Source organism: Ruminococcus flavefaciens AE3010 (assembly GCF_000526795.1).
GTDB classification, from domain to species: Bacteria; Bacillota; Clostridia; order Oscillospirales; family Ruminococcaceae; genus Ruminococcus; species Ruminococcus flavefaciens_D.
This window is the reverse complement of sequence record NZ_JAGT01000001.1, coordinates 798,558-816,989: the sequence shown is the minus strand read 5'-3', so window position 1 is coordinate 816,989 and position 18,432 is coordinate 798,558. Positions and strand designations below refer to the sequence as shown.

Sequence of the window (18,432 nt, the reverse complement as noted above, 5' to 3'; positions counted from 1 at the left end):
CCCTCTTGAAAAACAGTCCACCGGACTGTTTTTCAATTCACCCATTGCAAGGCGCCTTTGTATAGTTTCGCTGTTCTCTGAAAACTGTGAACAGCGACCAGAGGTGACTCCCCATAAAATGGGGAGATGTCAGCGAAGCTGACAGAGGGGACGGGCTGGTTAAGCCTGCCTCTGGACTCCGCCAAAGGAACACAGTCCCTTTGGAATCCCTTTAATATGTTCATGAAAATGAATTGATACATGAAAAAATCCCCTTTCCATAAAGGAAAGGGGATAATGCTTGTTTACTGAGCAGGTGTATCGTCCTTTTCAACAAGTGCCTTGAGACCTGTTGCAAGACCTGCCAGACCCTGTATCTCACTTGGGATAATGATCTTTGTAGCCTTGCCGTCAGCAGCCTTTGCAAAGGACTCCAGTGACTTGAGCTGGATAACTCTCTCGTTTGGATTAGCGTTATTGAGCTTTACGATGCTCTCAGCCAGTGCTTCCTGTACCATTTCGATAGCTCTTGCTTCACCGGTAGCTTCCAGTATCTTCTGCTCTCTTACGGCGTCAGCTCTGAGGACCATAGCCTGCTTCTGAGCCTCAGCCTCGAGGATCTGAGCTTCCTTCTTAGCCTGTGCACGGAGTATCTGTGACTCCTTTTCACCTTCTGCAACGAGGATCTGAGACTTCTTGTCACCCTCTGCCTGAAGTATCTTCTCACGGCGCTCACGCTCAGCCTTCATCTGCTTCTCCATAGCGTCCTGGATCTCACGAGGCGGGAGAATGTTCTTCAGCTCAACGCGGTTAACCTTGATACCCCAGCGGTCTGTAGCCTGATCGAGGATAGAAGTGATCTTTGTATTGATAACGTCTCTTGAAGTGAGCGTAGCATCAAGCTCCATCTCGCCTATGATGTTACGAAGTGTTGTTGCTGACAGGTTCTCGATAGCTGCCAGAGGTCTTTCAACGCCGTAGATGTACTGCTTTGCGTCAGTTACCTGATAGAATACAACAGTATCTATCTGCATTGTAACGTTATCCTTAGTGATAACGGGCTGCGGCTTGAAGTCTACTACCTTTTCCTTTAATGAAACCTTGCCTGCGATCCTGTCGATGAAAGGAACGAGGATATGAAGTCCTGTTTCCCATTCAGCGTGGAATGAACCAAGGCGCTCGATAACGAATACATGTGCCTGAGGAACTATCCTGAAGCATCTGATGAAAAGGAAAAGAAGAATGATAATAACAATTAAAACAATGATTCCAAGTGTGTCCATTTTGATTTACCTCCGATATTGGTATGATATGATGTTGTAATTTTAGCTTTCGGGTGCGACTATAAGCTTAGCGCCCAATACTTTCTTAACGATAACGACAGTACCCTCGGGTATTATTTCGTTTTCGTTCTCGGGAACGGCACTCCAGTTAACCCCATTCAAAGTGACTCGCCCCGTACCTTTGTCTGCATCGATGGCTTCGATGACAGTGGCATGCTTGCCAACGTCAAGCTCGGCATTCGTTGCGACCTTGACCTGCTGTTTTCGTCTTTTGATGAACGGAAGACTTACTATCAGGAACAGGACTGACGAGATTATGAACAGTCCCAGCTGCTCCATGGTAGACAGGTCCTTGAAATAGCAGGTTATCATCGTTATAAAAGCTCCTGCCGCGAACCAGATAGATACCAGCTGCACGGTGGCGATCTCGGCTACAACGAAAGCGATAACGGCTATTGCCCAGAACAGTACATTCAAAACGAGCTCCCCCTTTCAAAAATATTTGTAGTAATCCCTACAGCAAATATTATAACATTAAAGTGTGAACTTTTCAAGTATAAACTGCTGTATTTCGACAAATATTTTTGTCCGCAGAGTATAATCATGAGAGCCTTTTCAGTTCTGTATATGCCATGATATAGGGAGCTATGCCCTTTGCGTCGTTTTCGACTATCTTTTCGCTGAGATAGTATTCCGCGGAGCCGTCACGGTTATTTTCGCCGCCGAGACCGCCCATAAGGCAGATGTTTTTAAGAACGGGGATATCACCGCTGTCATCGATGTACTTTTCGGTAACAGTCTCAAAGGTGAGCTGTCCCGCTTTTCGCATATCATCGCCGCATATCCCAAGTCGTACAGCTTTGAGAGCAGCGTATGCAAAGAGCAGAGAGCCGCTTGTTTCGGGATAGTTGTTTTTGAGCTTTGGACGTGTGGGGAGCTGGAGCAGCATACCGTCCTTCATGCAGTATTTCGACATATCATCGATAAGGTCGGAAAGCTCTGTTTTCAGCAGCTCGCTCTCGGGCAGCAATTCACAGCAGTCAGCAAGGGCGGCGCACATCCAGCCGTTTGAGCGCAGCCAGAATTCGGGAGAAAGTCCCGTTATCCTGTCAGCCCAGCACATTGTATTGGTATCGTCGTAGCCGTGATGGAACAGTCCCGTATGAGGATCGCGGAGTATCCTGCGCATATCCCAGAGCTGGCGAATGGCATCATCGACTATGCCGCGGGATTTATGGAGAGTTCCGTATTGTATGAGGAACGGCAGAGCCATGTAAGAGCCGTCCAGCCATATCTGATCGGGATATATGCCCTTATGCCAGAAGCTTCCGCAGTCAAGACGGGGGTGACGGACCAGCTGCTCTGTCCAGAAGCGCTCAAAGCCGAGCCTGTAGCGCTCCTCATCGGTAATGAGCCAAAGCTTGAAAAGGTTTTTCGCACCGTTGATATTATCCAGATTGTAGTCGGCGTAGTTAAGCGACGGAATGCTGCCGTCCTCGGCAACATAGGTGTTTATGAACTTTTTTGAATAGTCCAGGAGCTTCTGGTCGCCTGTAAGTTCATACAGCATTAAAATGGCGGTTATCATGCAGTTGTCGATGTAGTTCCATTTGGGATTTTTTTCAAACACTTCGTTCTCCTTGTTCCACATAGGGGCAAGAGGATCGGAGGGGAGTATAAGTTTATCCACATATTTTGAAACGATGCTTTCGGTTTTTGTCATCCTGTAAGTCCTCCTGCGGTGATACCGCTGACAAATTTTTTCTGAGCAAGTGCGAACACTGCTACAGAGGGTATGAGACCTATGACTGACATTGCTATGACCTTGCGCTGCTCATAGCCCTGACCCGTACTGTCCACGGAAAGCCGCAGAGCCAGTGAGAGAGGGTATTTTTCCACTGACTGTATCATTATCAGCGGTCCAAGGAAATCATTCATGGTCCATAAGAATGTAAATACCGCTATGGAAATGACGGCAGGTCTTATACACGGCATAAGAACGTAAAACAGCGTTTTCAGCGTGCCGCAGCCGTCTATCCTTGCCGCCTCGTCGAATTCACGGGGGACTCCCTTGAAGAACCTGACCAGTATGAATACGAACATTCCCTCCTCGGCAAACAGGGACGGCAGGGTAAGCGGTATATATGTATCGAGAAGTCCCAGCTTGCTCCACATGAGATACCGCGGCATTATGGTCACGATAGAGGGCATGAGCATGCCGCATATGAGCAGAGCGAAGAAGAACTTCTTCAACGGAAAGTCAAATCTTGCAAAGCCGTATGCCACAAGAACAGAAGAAGTGACGGCAAAAACGGTCTTTGGAATGATTATGGCAAAGGTATTGAGGAAATAGTGCCCCATAGTGTAGGGAGTAACGGTCTGCCAAGCATTTTTGTATGAGTCAGTGTCGAAGTTTTGGGGCATGAACCATATTGAGGAAAATATCTCCTCGTTGGACTTGAAGGAAGCTCCGACCAGCCATAGCAGTGGATAAAGCATAACAGCTCCCACAGCAGCCAGAATGAGATAGAGAAAAAGCTTTTTCAATCTTCGTCCCTCCTTACCCTGCCTGTGAGCTTATACAAAAGCGTCACAACAGCTGCAATAAGCACGAAAAGCACCCACGATACGGCGTTTGCCGTGCCCTCGCTGCCGTAGGTGAACATCTCCTCGTAAATGAGCATGCCTACAGTCCTCGTGCTGCCGAGAGGTCCGCCGCCTGTGAGCATATAGGGGGCGCTGAACTCCTGCATAGCCGCAATTGTCTGCAATATGAGGTTGACGAAAATGACATTTTTAATCTGTGGCAGAGTGACGGTGAAAAAGGCTCTGATACTGCCGCAGCCGTCCACTCTTGCAGCTTCATACAGCTCACGGGGAATGTCCCGCAGAGCCGCAAGGAATATGACCATAGTGGAGCCAAACTCCCAAAGCCTCAGCAGCACGATGATAAAAAGAGCTGCATTGGTATTTCCGTACCAGCTTACGGGAGAAAGGCCCATCGCGGAAAGGAGCTGATTCACCAGCCCGTCCGAGGTGAAAAGATACTGCCACATGATAATGACGGCAAGATTGGCGCCCAGTATAGACGGTATGTAGAACGCAGTGCGGAATATGCCGATGTGCTTCAGCTCCATATTGAGAAGCAGAGCCACCAGCAGGGACACTATGAGCTTCAGCGGAACAAGTATCAGGGCATATTTGAAAGTAACGCCTGCTGCCTGTGGGAAGTCTCTGCCGCTGAGCATATCGCGGAAATTGTCAAGTCCCACGAAGCTTCCTCTGTTGGTAAGTCCCACGGCAAATGAGCAAACGAAAGGATAGATGATGAACAGTACAGCGCCTATAATGAAAGGCGATATCAGCGCGAGACCTGTGTATTTGCTGACGCCTACGGGATTAAGGTATTTTCGGGTATTCATTTTCTTATTTTCTCCAGATGATCGGTGATTGAGTCGTACATCTGACGGGCAGCAGTATCCGTATCAGCAGTTCCGTAGGATACAGATTCTATGGCTGTGTTATAGAACTCCTTCATGCGCGGAAGCTCCATATAAGGGCTTATGGTAACTGTATCAGCAGCTGCCAGCAGATCGCTGCACTCCTTTGCAAGTCCCGACAGCTTACCGCTCTTTTCAAGGGCAGACGCAGCTTTTTCGGAAGCAGGTATGCCCCTTGTAGTGCCGAGAAGCTGAGCACATTTCTCATCATTGACGAGAAAATTTATAAACGCCGCGGCTTCGTCGGGGTATTTTGTATTTGCCGAAACAGCGTAGAGCAGGGTAGGCTTTATCATCCAGCCCCTTGTGTTGCCGCTGTCGTCTCCGAGAAGCGGGCCTGCTTCAAGAACGCCCTCAGGCAGAACAGATTCGTATTTGCCCACAGCGCTGCCCCATTCAAGAACCCCTGCCACTCTGCCGTCGATGAACTCGGAAGACTGATACAGAGCGGCATTTCCGTCCTCGTCCGTCCTTGTCCTGACAGTTCTGATGACATGGTTCTCCTCAAGGCTTTTGTAAAAATCAAGTGCGTCACTGATGTCATCGACGGTAAAGCCCAGCCTGCCGTCGTGGGTTATGAACTCTTTGCCTGTTTTCTGCTGAACGTATACCACCGCAAGATACCACGCAGTTCCTCCCGACTGTATATCAAGGTCGATAGGGTAGAGCCCCTCATCGCCGAAACTCTTCCCCAGAGCAGTGAGCTCCGCCCACGTTTTCGGGTATTTCGCACCGAGAGAGCCGAATACATCGGAATTGTAGAACAGACTCCTGCCGCTGACCGAGACCGTAAGAGCGCTGAGCCTGCCGTTCACACGTCCGAAAGACAGTATCTCATCGTCATATCCCGATGTGTCAAGGAAATTATCAAGGCTGTCCAGATCGTAGAATCTGCTGCCGTCCTCGGACACAGAAATGAGCCAGTCGTAGTTTATTTGCATGATGTCGGGCTCTGTGCCGCTTTTTATCTGTGCGGAGACCTTTTCCGTCCACCCGTCCCACCCGCCGTATTCGGGGGTTATGGAGATATCAGGGTGCTTTTGGTTCCAAAGGTCGATAGCGTCCAGAGTTGCTTTGTGTCTGTCGTCGCCGCCCCACCATGAAAAGCGCAGACTGCACTTATCCAGCTTGCCGTCGGGAGCTGTGACAGTATTATTCTTTTTGCTTGAACAGGCGGAGAGTGTGATTGCACAGCATAATGCCGCGGCTTTGAATATTTTTTTCATACTCTCAGACCTCTGATATAATGACTTTTTTGATCCTTCTCTATAAACTTACATATAATTAATTATACATCATTATCAGCTAAAAATCAATAGAAAAATGTCAAATTTTAACAAAAAGCTCTCCCGAAGGAGAGCAAGGTTCATACACTGTTTTTGATGCGTTCAATTGCACTTTTTTCAAGTCGGGACACCTGAGCCTGAGATATTCCTATCTCGCCTGCGACTTCGACCTGCGTTTTGCCGCGGAAGAAGCGAAGATACAGGATATTCCGCTCACGCTCTCCAAGACCGCTGATAGCGTCACGTATGGTCAGCTCGTCCATGCGGCTTTCAACGTCGTTCATGTCGCTTATCTGATCCATGATATAGAGGTTGTCCTCGGAGTCGGAGTAGACAGGCTCGTAAAGTGAAACAGGGTCGCTTATACTTTCAAGTGCTATTACCACTTCAGAACGCTTTACGCCTATTTCCGCGGCTATCTCGTCCATATTGGGCTCACGCTGGAGCTTTACCGTGAGCTGTTCCTTTGCCTGTATCGCCTTGTAGGCAAGGTCCCGCAGAGAGCGGCTCACCTTGACATGACTGTTGTCACGGAGATACCGCCGCAGCTCTCCGCTTATCATTGGCACGCAGTAGGTGGAGAAGCGGACTTCCTTTGACAGGTCGAAGTTGTTTATTGCCTTGATAAGACCTATGACGCCTATCTGGAAGAGGTCGTCTATGTCCTCGCCGCGACCCGTAAAGCGTTGTATCACGCTGAGAACCAGTCGCAAATTGCCGTTTATGAGCTTGTCCCGAGCAGTCTTGCTGCCTGTAGCTCTTATTTCCTTGAGCAGAGCTATCTTTTCCTCTTCCCTGAGCACTGTAAGCTCAGAGGTGTTTATTCCTGCGATAACGACTTTGTTATATGCCATGAGAGATATCCTCCGTAAGTGATTACGAGGATATTATTGCCGATTATGCTTTCGGTAATCATAGGTAATAACTGGAATAAAAAAGAGCAGCCGCAGCTGCTCCGAAAAATCATTTTTTATTCACGTAGTCTATCAGCTTCCCGAGGCACAGCTCAAAGCAGCTTCCGTACCATGTTTCTTCCATGTTTGGCACAGTCGCTTCAATGCAGTCGAGAGTGAACTTCACCGCAATATCAAGGCACTGCTGAATATTCATGCCGAGAGCGCAGGCTCCCGAGAAAACGCTGCTGAAAATATCTCCCGTACCGTGGAAGCGCATATTCACATTCTTGTCAAAGGAGAAATAGAACTTGTCATTTACTGAGTCATATGCGGCAGCGCCCTGCTTCTCGTCATCAAAGTGAACTCCCGTTATAACAGGAACCTTGCAGCCGAGAGCAGCAAGTCTGCGGAGAGCGTCCTTTATGTATGCTTCGTCGTAATCCTCAGTGTAGGGGATACCGAGCAGGAATGACACCTCTGTCATATTCGGCATGATATAATCAGCCTTTGCGCAGAGCTTTTTCATCTCAGTAACGAACTCCTGAGTAAAGCCTGCATAGAGCTTTCCTGCGTCACCGAGAACGGGGTCGACTATGATATAGTTATCCCTGCTGCCGAAGTCATCAAAGAAGTCCGACACTATCTGCACCTGCTCCATAGAGCCCAGATAGCCCGTGTACAGCGCGTCAAACTTTAAGTCCATGCTCTTCCAGTGCTTTGCAATGGCAGGGATATCACTGGTTAGGTCACGGAAGGTATAGTCCTTGAAGCCCTCACCCGTATGAGTTGACAGCACAGCCGTGGGAATTACAGCTGTTTCGATACCCATTGCCGAAATAATGGGCAGAGCCACTGTCAGGGAGCACTTTCCGAAGCAGGAGATGTCCTGTATAGAAACGATCTTTTTCATATTCATCATTCTTTCAATATGTATTCATCAATTCTTGATTATACCCCAAACAGTCGGCTTTGTCAATATGCGGAAAAGAAAAAGCTGCCGTTTTCACAGCAGCTTTTATGCTTATATCATTGATTATCCAAGAACCATGTTCCTGTTTTGGTGTTTTCCAGTTCGCCGTCGATAGAGTTGTTGAAAGTACCGTAGTATTCAGATGTATTAATGAGCAGCGAATTGTATATGAAATTCTGATCGTGAAGAGAAGCACTTATCAGCGGTCTGCCGTTGCCCAACAGCAATGTCAGATAGACCTCATTCACCTTTGATACCTTGTATTTATCGCCGTCTACAACACGATACTTGACAATATGGCTGCCATTCAGTCTGAAATCCTCATAGGTAAATCCCGCAAAGTCCGACGGGTCAAGGTCTTCGCCTTTTTCGTTATGAATGCGTATAATGTCGTCAATGCTTATTTTACCTGCTACGGGAGATATTGTAACTGCGTCCTTGTACGTCCAGCCGTTTATGTTATCGACTATATCATCATATGGTGTTGAACGGATATCCATACGGTAATTGCAGATATTGTCCCAAATGCCGCATATGACGCCGCTTCCGCCTTTATTTGCTCTTACAACAAGATACCATTTCTCGCGGTCGGAAATTATGAACGTCATGTCTGAATCATCATAATGATCGGCAGAATAGCAGTATTTCCTGAAATCGCTGTATTGCATATTCTGGCTGCTTTTCGCAAGCTTCAATACCTCATCGAGAGTTATCTCGCCTGCATATTCGTACTTGTTTGTAACAGGCGGAGTGGTTACGCGCGGCTCAGTATACAGGACCTCGGTTATCTTTCTGCCGGCTCTGTCCATAAGCTCGATGCCCTTTCCGTCGGGGCTGAGCAGAACATAATTGTCGCTGTTTCCATATACCCAGTATTCTATGAGGGTAAAGCCGCTCCCGCCCTCAACATCGGGATAAGGCTGGATCTTCTGTATCTTCCTGTATATTTCGTCAATATTGGAGCTCTCAGCTATAAACTGCTTTATCTGTTCAAGAGTTACACGGGGCGAATCAGCGCTTATCTCGCCGTTCAGTATAGCTCTTTCACGTACAAGTGTAGACGGAGCGTTCTTGCGCTCCCATTCCTCTATCTCGGCTAAGGTCATGCGCTTTTCGCCTGTTTTAACTGTGGTGACAGTTTTTGTTGTCGCCTTTGCAGTGGTAGTTTTGGAGCTGTTTTTAGTAGTTTTTGCCGTAGTTTTGCTGTTCTTTGCGGTGGTATTGGTTGTAGCAAAGCCTCCCGAAGCAGTTACAGTGGTCTTTGTTTTGTCGCTTGCAGGCTTGAATGTAGTTACAGGCTCTTTCAAAGTATCAGCGCCTTTTGTGCCGTCCTCCGAGATACTTATTGCCCTTGTTTCGGTAGTATCCGTGACTCTGTACTCGTCACCTGTGGAGCTCCCTGTAGTTCCCGTAGCAGCGATTACAGGCGAAACGTCAACTGGCTCGGGCGTTGGAGCTTTGAATTTCAGCGCCAGACCTACAGCTCCCAGTACAATGAACACGCTTGCAGCTGCTATGAGAGCAGGAGCAAATCGCGGAGCTCTGCGGACGGGCTCGACAGTGAAGAACTCGGTATGCTCTGAGTCCTTATCCATGCGGGCAAGGCACTTGTCGTATATGCGGCTTGCAGTCTCGCTATCGGCAGCCTTGCCGCGGTCTGCGATGCGTTCAACGGTACTGCTGTCCGCGCTGTGGAGTATATCCTTGATATTCCTTTTCATATTTATCCTCCTTTACAGAGTTATGTCCATATCGGTGAGAACGTCTCTGAGCTTTTTCAGCGCCCTCCGCAGGCGGCTTCGCACCGTTATGGGGTTCATGCCGAGTATACGCGCGGTCTCGGCGGAGCTTCTGTCGTAGAAGTACCTCTGTATGATTATAGTTGAGTCGGGCTCGCCCAGCTCCTCGATCCTGTTGAGAAGTATTGCCGATATGTGGGAGCTTTCGGTGGCAGATTCTATGTTTTCGTCAGAGGTCAGCAGCAGGTTTTCGTCCTCATCTATAGAGACGCTTTTGCGAGAGCTTAGTGCCCGCCGCATATCTATGGCACGGCGTTTTGCCGAGGTACCCAGGTAAGCTTTCAGAGAGCCCTCATGTTCGGTATCGTAATTCATCATCACGTCGCTGAGCACATCGGCTGTACAGTCCTCAATGTCGCTTTTGCTGCCGCAGTCACGGAGAGTATTGTAAACTATGGTATAGACATAGCTCCAGTACTCGTCAAAAAGCGCCCTGAAGCCCTTGTCAGGAGAGCTTTTCATAAGCTCCTTGATATCCTTGTCGGTCATGGTCCCACACCCCCTCTGCTGCGAAGCATTTTCGTATACGTTCTGCTTTCATTATACACATACGGAGCGTATATGTAAAGTGTTGCATAAATTAAAAAAATTTTTTCGGCGAATAGTGCAAATAGCAGTTCTTTAGTGAAAACAGGTTGCAATTTACAAAAAAGTATGTTATACTATAAAAAATACCGCTAATTTTACCTGTATTTTTTAGAGGAGTGAGATCAATGAAAGAAATACTTAACGAGCATTTTTCGGGGGAAAGAGCTCTGTTTCAGCGCAACGGACTAAAGATCAGCGGCACTGTTTTCGGCGAGGGAGAATCTCCCCTCAAGCACAATGCCTACATCGAACTGTCCGACTGCACTTTTGACGCCAAGTATCCTGTGTGGTACAGCGAAAAGGTCAAGCTGAACAACTGTATCATCCGAGAGAGTGCAAAAGAGGGCTTCTGGTATTCATCAGAGGTGACTGTTTCGGATTCGGTCATCGAATCCGAGAAGTGCTTCCGTCACTGCAATGGCATAAGCTTAAAGAACGTCAGCCTTGCAAACGGAGTAGAGACCATGTGGAAATGTGCCAATGTGCGCATGGACGGCGTAAAGGTCAACGGCGAATACTTCGCAATGGACTGCGACGGTATGGAGATCACCGGACTTGAACTCAACGGCGGATATGCTTTTGACGGCGTAAAGAACATCACGGTGCGCAAGTCTGTCATCAACGGAAACGACTGTTTCTGGAACTGTCAGAACGTAATGATCTATGATTCTGTCATTACGGGAAAGTGCTTCGGCTGGAATTCACGGAATATCACACTTGTGGACTGTACTGTGGAGAGCCTGCAGGGGATGTGCTTTGTTGCTAATCTTGTGCTCAGGAACTGCAAGCTCCCGAATACCACACTTGCGTTTGAGTATTCCGAGAATATCAGCGCCGACATCAGGGGCGGCATAGACAGTGTCAAGAACCCGGCGGGCGGCCTTATAAGAGCCGAATCCATTGGCGAGATAATCATGGAAAAGGAAAATATCGATGCTTCGCGCACAAAGATAATCTGCGGCTGATGTCAGCCTTTAGCCTATAGCCATTAGCCGTTAGTAGGGAACGTCGTCCTCGGCGTTCCGCATAAGCGTTAAAAAACAAAAACTCGATGCAGATCAATGCATCGAGTTTTTGTTGCTTTATAAAAATATTTATGTTATAATTACTTAGAAATGAGAGCAAGTGTATCTCTTGCGATAAGAAGCTCCTCATTTGTAGGAACGATCCATACCTCGATCTTTGAATCGGGAGTAGAGATCTTTGTGAGCTTGCCTCTGATAGTGCGGTTGAGAGCCTCGTCGATCTTGATTCCGAAGTAATCCATATTCTGACATACAGCTTCTCTTACTTCCCATGAGTTCTCGCCGATACCGCCTGTGAAGAGAACAGCGTCGATGCCGTTCATAGCAGCAGCGTAAGCGCCGATGTACTTCTGGATCTCGTATGTGAGCATATCAGAAACCAGCTGAGCCTTCTGGTTGCCGTTGTTAGCAGCCTCCTGAATGTCGCGGTTATCGGAACCAACGCCTGATACTCCAAGGAAGCCTGACTTCTTGTTCATGTATTCGCTCATCTGTGAAGGAGTAAAGCCGTGCTTGTCAGCAACGAATGTTACGGCAGAAGGATCAACGGAACCTGTTCTTGTACCCATAACTACACCGTCAAGAGGTGTGAAGCCCATTGATGTATCAACTGACTTTCCGCCGTCAACAGCTGTGATGGAGGAACCGTTGCCAAGGTGGCATGAAACGATCTTGAGATCCTTTACGTCTTTGCCCATAGCCTCAGCGAGAGCCTTTGATACGAAGCGGTGTGATGTGCCGTGGAAGCCGTACTTTCTTACATGGAGCTTCTCATAATCATCATAGGGAAGACCGAACATATAAGCCTTTGGAGGCATTGTCTGGTGGAAAGCTGTATCGAATACAACTACCTGAGGAACGTTTGCAGGGATAACGCTCTTGCATGCTCTGAGAGCCAGTGCATGTGCGTGGTTGTGAACAGGAGCAAGCTCGCGGAGCTCATCGATCTTGTCGATTACCTCGTCAGTTACGAGAACAGACTTGTCGAAAACGTCAGCACCCTGTACTATTCTGTGACCTACAGCGGAGATCTCCTCCATGCTGTCGATTACCTTTGCAGGACCTGTTGTGAGAGCCTCTACCAGCTTCATGAAAGCTTCTGTGTGAGTAGGGAATGCACAGTCCTGATCGAGAACTCTGCCGTCAGCAGTTTTGTGGTTGATATGTCCGTCGATACCGATACGGTCGCAGTTTCCCTTTGCGATCATGCTCTCATCGCTCATGTCGATGAGCTGATACTTGAGGGAAGAGCTTCCCGCATTAACAACTAAGATGATCATATATGTAATTCCTTTCAAAAATATATTTTGCATATATTATTATATACTATTTTTTGAAAAATGCAAGTCCTTTTTTCAAATAAAAGCTGTTAAGAGGTCAGTAATGTGAGTTTTTTGACCTTTATGGCGGTAAAAAACACGCAAATCCTTTTGCAAATCGCCCAAAACGCAGCAGTAATACTTTAATAATCTGTAGAGTAGATAAAAATTTACGAAAAATCATTGAAATTTAAGAAGAGAGGTAGTAAAATGAAAGTCAGCGGTATAATCTGCGAGTATAATCCCTTCCATAACGGACATCTTTATCACATAAGAAAGACCCGTGAAAACGGTGCGACGCATATAGCTGCTGTGATGAGCGGCAACTTCGTACAGCGGGGGGATACAGCCGTAATGGACAAGCTTGAACGTGCCCGCCTTGCGGTACGCTCGGGAGCAGACCTTGTTATCGAGCTCCCTGTGCAGTACTGTCTTTCCTCAGCGGAGAATTTTGCGGCAGGAGCGGTATATCTCCTTGACGCTCTCGGAGCTGTGGACGAGATATCCTTCGGCAGCGAGTGCGGGGATGCGGAGAAGCTTCTGAAGGCTATGGAGACCGTTGATCTTGCGGCGGTGACTCACGCCGACGAGATAAAAAGCATCATGGAAAAGGGCTACACTTATCCGAGGGCGCTGAATTCAGTGGTCAACGGATTCGACCCTGAGGCGGCTTCCATAATCTCGGAGCCCAATAATCTTCTCGCAATAGAGTATCTGAGGGCGCTGAAAAAGAGCGGCAGCGCAATGAATGCTTTCACGGTCAAGCGGAAAAATGCCGCACATGACGGCAAAGAGAGCAGTGACGGCTTTGCCAGTGCTTCTCTCATACGTGAAATGATAGACAACAAATCCGATATCGGAGAGTTTACTACTCCACAGTGGGCTGACGCAATAGCTGATGCGGCTGAAAAAGGCGAAACGGCATCGATCAGCCGTCTGGAGCGGGTAATGCTTTATAAGCTCAGAACAAGCTCTGCGGAGGAAATATCCCGGATATACGATGTAGGGCAGGGGCTTGAGCACAGGATATACGGAGCAAGAATGGCAGGCTCTCTTGACGAGCTGCTGTTCACGGTCAAGACCAAGAGATACACTATGGCGAGGATAAGGCGCATAATGCTGTCCCTACTTATAGGCATCACGAAAGAGGATATGAAGCAGCTCCCGCCGTATGGCAGGATACTGGCATTCAACGAGCGGGGCAGAGAGATACTTGCCCGTGCAAAGGAATCTGCGAAGATACCATTTGCTTCCTCTATAGCCAAGCTTTCACAGCTCAGCGACACCGCAGAGCGCTTTGCGGAGCTTGAGATAAGAGCCTCCGACATATACGGACTTGCTCTGGATACCGTTACTTCGGCACAAAAGGACTACAGAGCCAAAATAATGATAGATATGGAATAAAACTCGGGAGAACAGATGATAAAGGGAATAATTTTCGATCTTGACGGAACTTTGCTGGACTCTATGACAGTTTGGAGCAGCATAGACCGCGAATTCTTAATAGAAAACGGCATAGCCGATCCGCCTGCGGAGGTCTCGGACGTAGTAAAGAAGATGACCGTTGATGAGTCGTCGCAGTACTTCATTGACCGCTTCGGTCTGAGCTGCACCAAGGAATACGTCATAAAGCGCATCGAGGACATGGTGCGTCAGCGCTATGAGGAGCAGATACCATTGAAGCCCCATGTTTCGGAGCTTCTTGACTTCCTTGACAGCCGTGATATACCATACGGTGTAGCAACAGCTACCTACAAAGGACTTGCGGAAGCTGCCCTGAAACGCTGCGGTGTTTATGACAGAATGAGATTTCTGCTTACTGACAGGGAATATCCCACAGGCAAGAATTTTCCCGATATTTTTCTCGGCGGAGCGGAGCGTCTCGGCATTTTGCCGCAGGAAACGCTTGTCATAGAGGATTCCCTCCACTGTATCGAGACCGCAAAAGCCGCGGGCTTTCCCGTATGCGGAGTATACGACAGCGTGGCAGAAGCCGATATGCCGCGAATCATTGAGATTTCGGACTATTACGTCAGGTCGCTTGACGAGATAATAAATATACTTTAGGGCGAACTATGTTCGCCCGTGCTGTTTTCAAAAGGAGCGATAAAATGAAAAAGGTTATGGTCGGAATGAGCGGCGGCGTTGACAGCTCAGTTGCGGCAATGCTGCTGCGCGATAAGGGCTACGAGGTAATGGGAGTAACGCTGAAGCTCTTTTCCGATGAGGATATATCCGAGGCGAAAAAAGAGGGCAAGACCTGCTGTGCCCTGTCTGACGTCGAGGACGCAAGGAGCGTGGCTTACCGACTTGGCTTTGAGCATCTTGTTTTCAACTTCAAGGACAACTTCCGAGAGTACGTCATGAAGCAGTTTGCGGACAGCTATCTCTGCGGACGGACGCCCAATCCCTGTATCGAGTGCAACCGCCATGTTAAGTTCGACAAGATGCTGCGGAGAGCTCATGAGCTGGGCTACGACTACATAGCTACGGGACATTACGCTGTCAATGAGTACGACGAGGAGCGGGGACGCTATCTGCTGAAACGTCCCGCAGACCGCAGCAAGGATCAGACCTATGTGCTGTACGCACTCACTCAGGAGCAGCTCTCCCATACCCTTTTCCCTCTGGGTGAGCTTGAAAAAACACAGGTACGCGAGCTTGCGGAGAGGGCAGGACTGGTGAACTCCAACAAGCCCGACAGTCAGGACATATGCTTTGTGCCTGACGGGGACTATGCAGCCTTTATACGCAGATTTACGGGCTGTGATATGCCCTGCGGAAGCTTCATCGACATGGACGGCAAAGTCCTCGGAGAGCACAAGGGCATAATCAACTACACTATCGGACAGCGCAAAGGACTGGGTATCGCCCTCGGTCACCCTGCCTACGTAGTAAAAAAGGACATTGCCGCAAATACTGTCACCCTCGGACTGGAGTCCGACCTTTACACAAAGAGCCTTATCGCCGATGATTTTAACCTTATATCCATTGAAAAGCTGGAAGCTCCCATGCGCGTGACTGCGAAAACGCGCTACAGCCAGAAAGAGCAGCCTGCCACGGTCACATATCTCGGAAACGGCGAGTATATGGTGGAGTTCGACCAGCCCCAGAGGGCTGTGACAAGCGGTCAGGCGGTAGTTCTCTACGATGGGGATATAGTAGTGGGCGGAGGTACCATAAAATGATGAAAACGGCACTTCTTGTTATAGACGCGCAGGAGCTCATTACAAACGACAGGCTCTATGCCTTTGACTTATTTACGGAAAATGTCCGCACTTTAATAGCCGAAGCCCGTAAAAACGGCGTTGAAGTAATATATGTCCGTCATGACGACGGTGAGGGTAAGCCGCTTTCAAAGGGGAATGATGGCTTTGACATTTACAGCGGCTTTGCTCCCGAATCAGGGGAGCACATATTCGACAAGTATGTGAACAGTCCCTTTCGTGACAGCGGACTGCTTGGATACTTGCAGAAAAAAACCGTGAAAAGGCTCATAGTCACAGGCTTGCAGACGGATTACTGCATGGACGCAACGGTGAAGTGCGGCTTTGAGCATGGCTTCGAGATGATAGTTCCCGAGTACTGCAACTCCACCTTTGACAACGACTTTATGACAGGGGCGCAGACCTACCGCTACTACAACGAGTTCATGTGGAAAAAAAGGTATGCAAAATGCGTAAAAATGGCAGAAGCTCTTGAACTGATACATAGCAACAATGAAATGCCCGAATTTAGCAGAGCTAATGAGAACCATATCAGAAGAGCTTCGGAAGAAGACGCTTCGAGAATTGCGGAGATACTTGTGTTTGCAAAACGGATGAAGTATCGTTCTATATTTAATGACGACGCATACTCATTCGGAGAATTACAGGTGCTTCCTGTTGCAAAAAAGTACATTGAAAACGGCTTTCTGAACAATATGTTCCTGTATGATGACGGGATCATAAAAGGGCTTATCCGCATAGAGAAAGAAGAGATCATTGAATTATATGTTGATCATTTCTTTCAGGGGCAGGGAGTCGGCTCGGAATTGATCGAATATGCCAAAGAAAACTTTTCAGTCAATTATCTCTGGACAATAGAAAAGAACATTGATGCTGTCCGCTTCTATGAAGCGCATGGTTTTCATCTTACAGATACAAGGAAATTGGAAGAGGGAACTACAGAATACATTGTAATGATGAAAAGATAAAAAGGAAAAATATGGAATACAAATACGAAAAACTCACCGATAAAATTTACGTCTGCGCCAGCAGCGACCACCGCTTCGGTACGGACGCCTTTCTGCTTGCGGACTTCTCTCAGTACCGCGCAAAGGACAAGGCATGCGACCTGGGTACGGGCTGCGGTATAATACCGCTTATAATGCAGAAGAAAATGCCCCCTAAGGTAACCTACGCGGTGGATATACAGGAGGGCGCCATAGAGCAGCTCCGTCTTGGACTTGAAAAGAGCGAAACTACTGGCGTCGTCCCCATATGCGCCGACCTGAAAGAGCTGTGGGAGGACGCTCCTCTGGGACAGCTGGACCTTGTGACCTGCAATCCGCCATACAAGGTGAACAATGCAGGCTTTCAGAGTGTCATTACAGCTCAGAAAATAGCCCGCCATGAGATACTCTGCACCATTGATGACGTGTGTGCTGCAGCTCAGAAGCTCTTGAAATTCGGCGGCAGGCTATGCGTCTGCAACCGTCCCGAGCGCCTAAGCGACGTCATTTATGCCATGAAATGCCATGATATCGAGCCAAAAAGGCTTCGCTTCGTATCGAAAAACGCCGATGAAGCGCCGTGGCTGTTTCTTATTGAGGGCAAAAAGGGCTCCAAGCCCTTTATGAAAGTTGAACCCCAGCTCTATATACGCAGTGAGAACGGCTTCACTGATGAATTGCAGAGAATATACGACACAGGAAAGGAGCAGCCATGAGCGGTACATTTTACGTTATAGGAACTCCTATAGGCAATCTTGATGACATTACGCTGAGACAGCTGGATACCCTCGGCTCGGTGGACTTCATTTGTGCTGAGGATACCCGTGTTACATTGAAGCTTCTCAATCGTTTTGAGATAAAGAAGCCCCTTGTGAGCTTCCACGAGCACAGCTCCAAGACTGACGCGCAGCGCATAATCGACAGGCTCCTTGCAGGGGAGAGCTGCGGTATCGTCACTGACGCAGGTATGCCCTGCATTTCCGATCCCGGAGAGGTGCTCGTCAAGATGTGTGCCGAGAGTGGCATCGACATCAAGGTAGTTCCCGGACCCAGCGCTGTTGTCTCGGCAGTTGCCATTTCGGGACTCAGCACACGCCGCTTCACATTTGAGGGCTTCCTGCCCGTACCAAAGAAAGAACGTACAGAAAGACTTGAAAAGCTCCGCGGAGAGACTGCTGTCATGGTGTTCTATGAAGCTCCACACAAGCTGAAAACCACTCTTGCCGATCTTGCGGAAGCCTTTGGGGGAGAGCGCAGGATATCCCTGTGCCGCGAGCTCACAAAGATACATGAGGAAGTCCTGAGACTCACTTTGTCTGAGGCTGTGGAGTACTACAAGATAAACGAGCCCCGCGGAGAGTACGTCCTTGTACTTGAAGGAGCTCAGGAGAGCTTAGGCGGCGAGATAACCATTGAGCAGGCTATGGAGCAGGTGAACAAACTGATCGGAATGGGCGAGAAGCCTACGGACGCCTGCAAGGCTGTTGCAAAGGAGACGGGCTTCCGAAAAAGCGAGCTTTATTCCATGCTACAATAAGCTGATGCTTTACCCTGATATCACTTAAAAGTGATAG

General features: G+C 48.4%; 18 protein-coding genes. 7 read left to right on the top strand and 11 right to left on the bottom strand.

Going from position 1 to position 18,432, the window contains the following annotated elements; genetic code table 11:
• Positions 1–284: 284 nt before the first annotated feature.
• From N774_RS0103485 to N774_RS0103440, 10 genes are all read right to left on the bottom strand, one after another.
• Positions 285–1,262: an SPFH domain-containing protein gene (locus N774_RS0103485; RefSeq protein ID WP_024859910.1), complete on the bottom strand. Its 978-nt coding sequence runs from the start codon at positions 1,260–1,262 to the stop codon at positions 285–287.
• A 42-nt stretch (positions 1,263–1,304) separates the two neighbouring features.
• On the bottom strand, positions 1,305–1,739 hold the full coding sequence (locus N774_RS0103480) for an NfeD family protein (protein WP_024859909.1): 435 nt from the start codon (positions 1,737–1,739) through the stop codon (positions 1,305–1,307).
• 124 nt (positions 1,740–1,863) lie between these two features.
• Positions 1,864–2,985 carry a glycoside hydrolase family 88/105 protein gene (locus tag N774_RS0103475; RefSeq protein WP_024859908.1) on the bottom strand — a complete coding sequence of 374 codons (1,122 nt, stop codon included), beginning with the start codon at positions 2,983–2,985 and terminating at the stop codon, positions 1,864–1,866.
• Complete coding sequence (locus N774_RS0103470) at positions 2,982–3,809, bottom strand: carbohydrate ABC transporter permease (RefSeq protein ID WP_024859907.1); 828 nt, start codon at positions 3,807–3,809, stop codon at positions 2,982–2,984. The genes N774_RS0103475 and N774_RS0103470 overlap by 4 nt, the downstream gene beginning before the upstream one ends.
• Positions 3,806–4,684, bottom strand: a complete 879-nt coding sequence (locus N774_RS0103465; RefSeq protein WP_024859906.1) for a carbohydrate ABC transporter permease — start codon at positions 4,682–4,684, stop codon at positions 3,806–3,808. The genes N774_RS0103470 and N774_RS0103465 overlap by 4 nt, the downstream gene beginning before the upstream one ends.
• Positions 4,681–5,988 carry an extracellular solute-binding protein gene (locus N774_RS0103460; RefSeq protein ID WP_024859905.1) on the bottom strand — a complete coding sequence of 436 codons (1,308 nt, stop codon included), beginning with the start codon at positions 5,986–5,988 and terminating at the stop codon, positions 4,681–4,683. The genes N774_RS0103465 and N774_RS0103460 overlap by 4 nt, the downstream gene beginning before the upstream one ends.
• 140 nt (positions 5,989–6,128) lie before the next feature.
• Complete coding sequence (gene sigG, locus N774_RS0103455) at positions 6,129–6,902, bottom strand: RNA polymerase sporulation sigma factor SigG (RefSeq protein WP_024859904.1); 774 nt, start codon at positions 6,900–6,902, stop codon at positions 6,129–6,131.
• Between the two features lie 109 nt (positions 6,903–7,011).
• Positions 7,012–7,854, bottom strand: a complete 843-nt coding sequence (locus N774_RS0103450) for a pyridoxamine kinase (protein WP_024859903.1) — start codon at positions 7,852–7,854, stop codon at positions 7,012–7,014.
• 116 nt (positions 7,855–7,970) lie between these two features.
• On the bottom strand, positions 7,971–9,635 hold the full coding sequence (locus N774_RS0103445) for a hypothetical protein (RefSeq protein WP_024859902.1): 1,665 nt from the start codon (positions 9,633–9,635) through the stop codon (positions 7,971–7,973).
• Between the two features lie 12 nt (positions 9,636–9,647).
• Positions 9,648–10,202: an RNA polymerase sigma factor gene (locus N774_RS0103440; protein ID WP_024859901.1), complete on the bottom strand. Its 555-nt coding sequence runs from the start codon at positions 10,200–10,202 to the stop codon at positions 9,648–9,650.
• 224 nt (positions 10,203–10,426) lie between these two features.
• On the opposite strand from N774_RS0103440, the gene N774_RS0103435 reads away from it, so the two are divergent.
• Positions 10,427–11,266 (top strand): DUF3737 family protein, encoded by an 840-nt coding sequence (locus tag N774_RS0103435; protein WP_024859900.1) that lies wholly within the window; start codon positions 10,427–10,429, stop codon positions 11,264–11,266.
• A 140-nt stretch (positions 11,267–11,406) separates the two neighbouring features.
• On the opposite strand, the gene N774_RS0103430 is transcribed toward N774_RS0103435, so the two are convergent.
• Positions 11,407–12,606, bottom strand: coding sequence for an acetate/propionate family kinase (locus N774_RS0103430; protein ID WP_024859899.1), 1,200 nt, complete (start codon positions 12,604–12,606; stop codon positions 11,407–11,409).
• 249 nt (positions 12,607–12,855) lie between these two features.
• Here N774_RS0103430 and N774_RS0103425 point away from each other — a divergent pair, with 249 nt between their 5' ends.
• From N774_RS0103425 to rsmI, 6 genes are read left to right on the top strand one after another with little or no spacing between them, the layout of a single operon-like run.
• Entirely contained in the window at positions 12,856–14,049 is a 1,194-nt protein-coding gene (locus tag N774_RS0103425; protein WP_024859898.1) for a nucleotidyltransferase, read from the top strand.
• 15 nt (positions 14,050–14,064) lie between these two features.
• Positions 14,065–14,712: an HAD family hydrolase gene (locus N774_RS0103420; protein ID WP_024859897.1), complete on the top strand. Its 648-nt coding sequence runs from the start codon at positions 14,065–14,067 to the stop codon at positions 14,710–14,712.
• A 44-nt stretch (positions 14,713–14,756) separates the two neighbouring features.
• Positions 14,757–15,833, top strand: coding sequence for a tRNA 2-thiouridine(34) synthase MnmA (gene mnmA / locus N774_RS0103415; RefSeq protein ID WP_024859896.1), 1,077 nt, complete (start codon positions 14,757–14,759; stop codon positions 15,831–15,833).
• Positions 15,830–16,840 carry an isochorismatase family protein gene (locus tag N774_RS20055; protein WP_024859895.1) on the top strand — a complete coding sequence of 337 codons (1,011 nt, stop codon included), beginning with the start codon at positions 15,830–15,832 and terminating at the stop codon, positions 16,838–16,840. The genes mnmA and N774_RS20055 overlap by 4 nt, the downstream gene beginning before the upstream one ends.
• 11 nt (positions 16,841–16,851) lie before the next feature.
• A complete protein-coding gene (locus tag N774_RS0103405; protein ID WP_024859894.1) occupies positions 16,852–17,574 on the top strand; it encodes a tRNA1(Val) (adenine(37)-N6)-methyltransferase in 723 nt (240 codons plus the stop codon).
• Positions 17,571–18,395, top strand: coding sequence for a 16S rRNA (cytidine(1402)-2'-O)-methyltransferase (gene rsmI, locus N774_RS0103400; protein WP_024859893.1), 825 nt, complete (start codon positions 17,571–17,573; stop codon positions 18,393–18,395). Before N774_RS0103405 ends, rsmI begins: the two co-directional genes overlap by 4 nt.
• Positions 18,396–18,432: the final 37 nt, after the last annotated feature.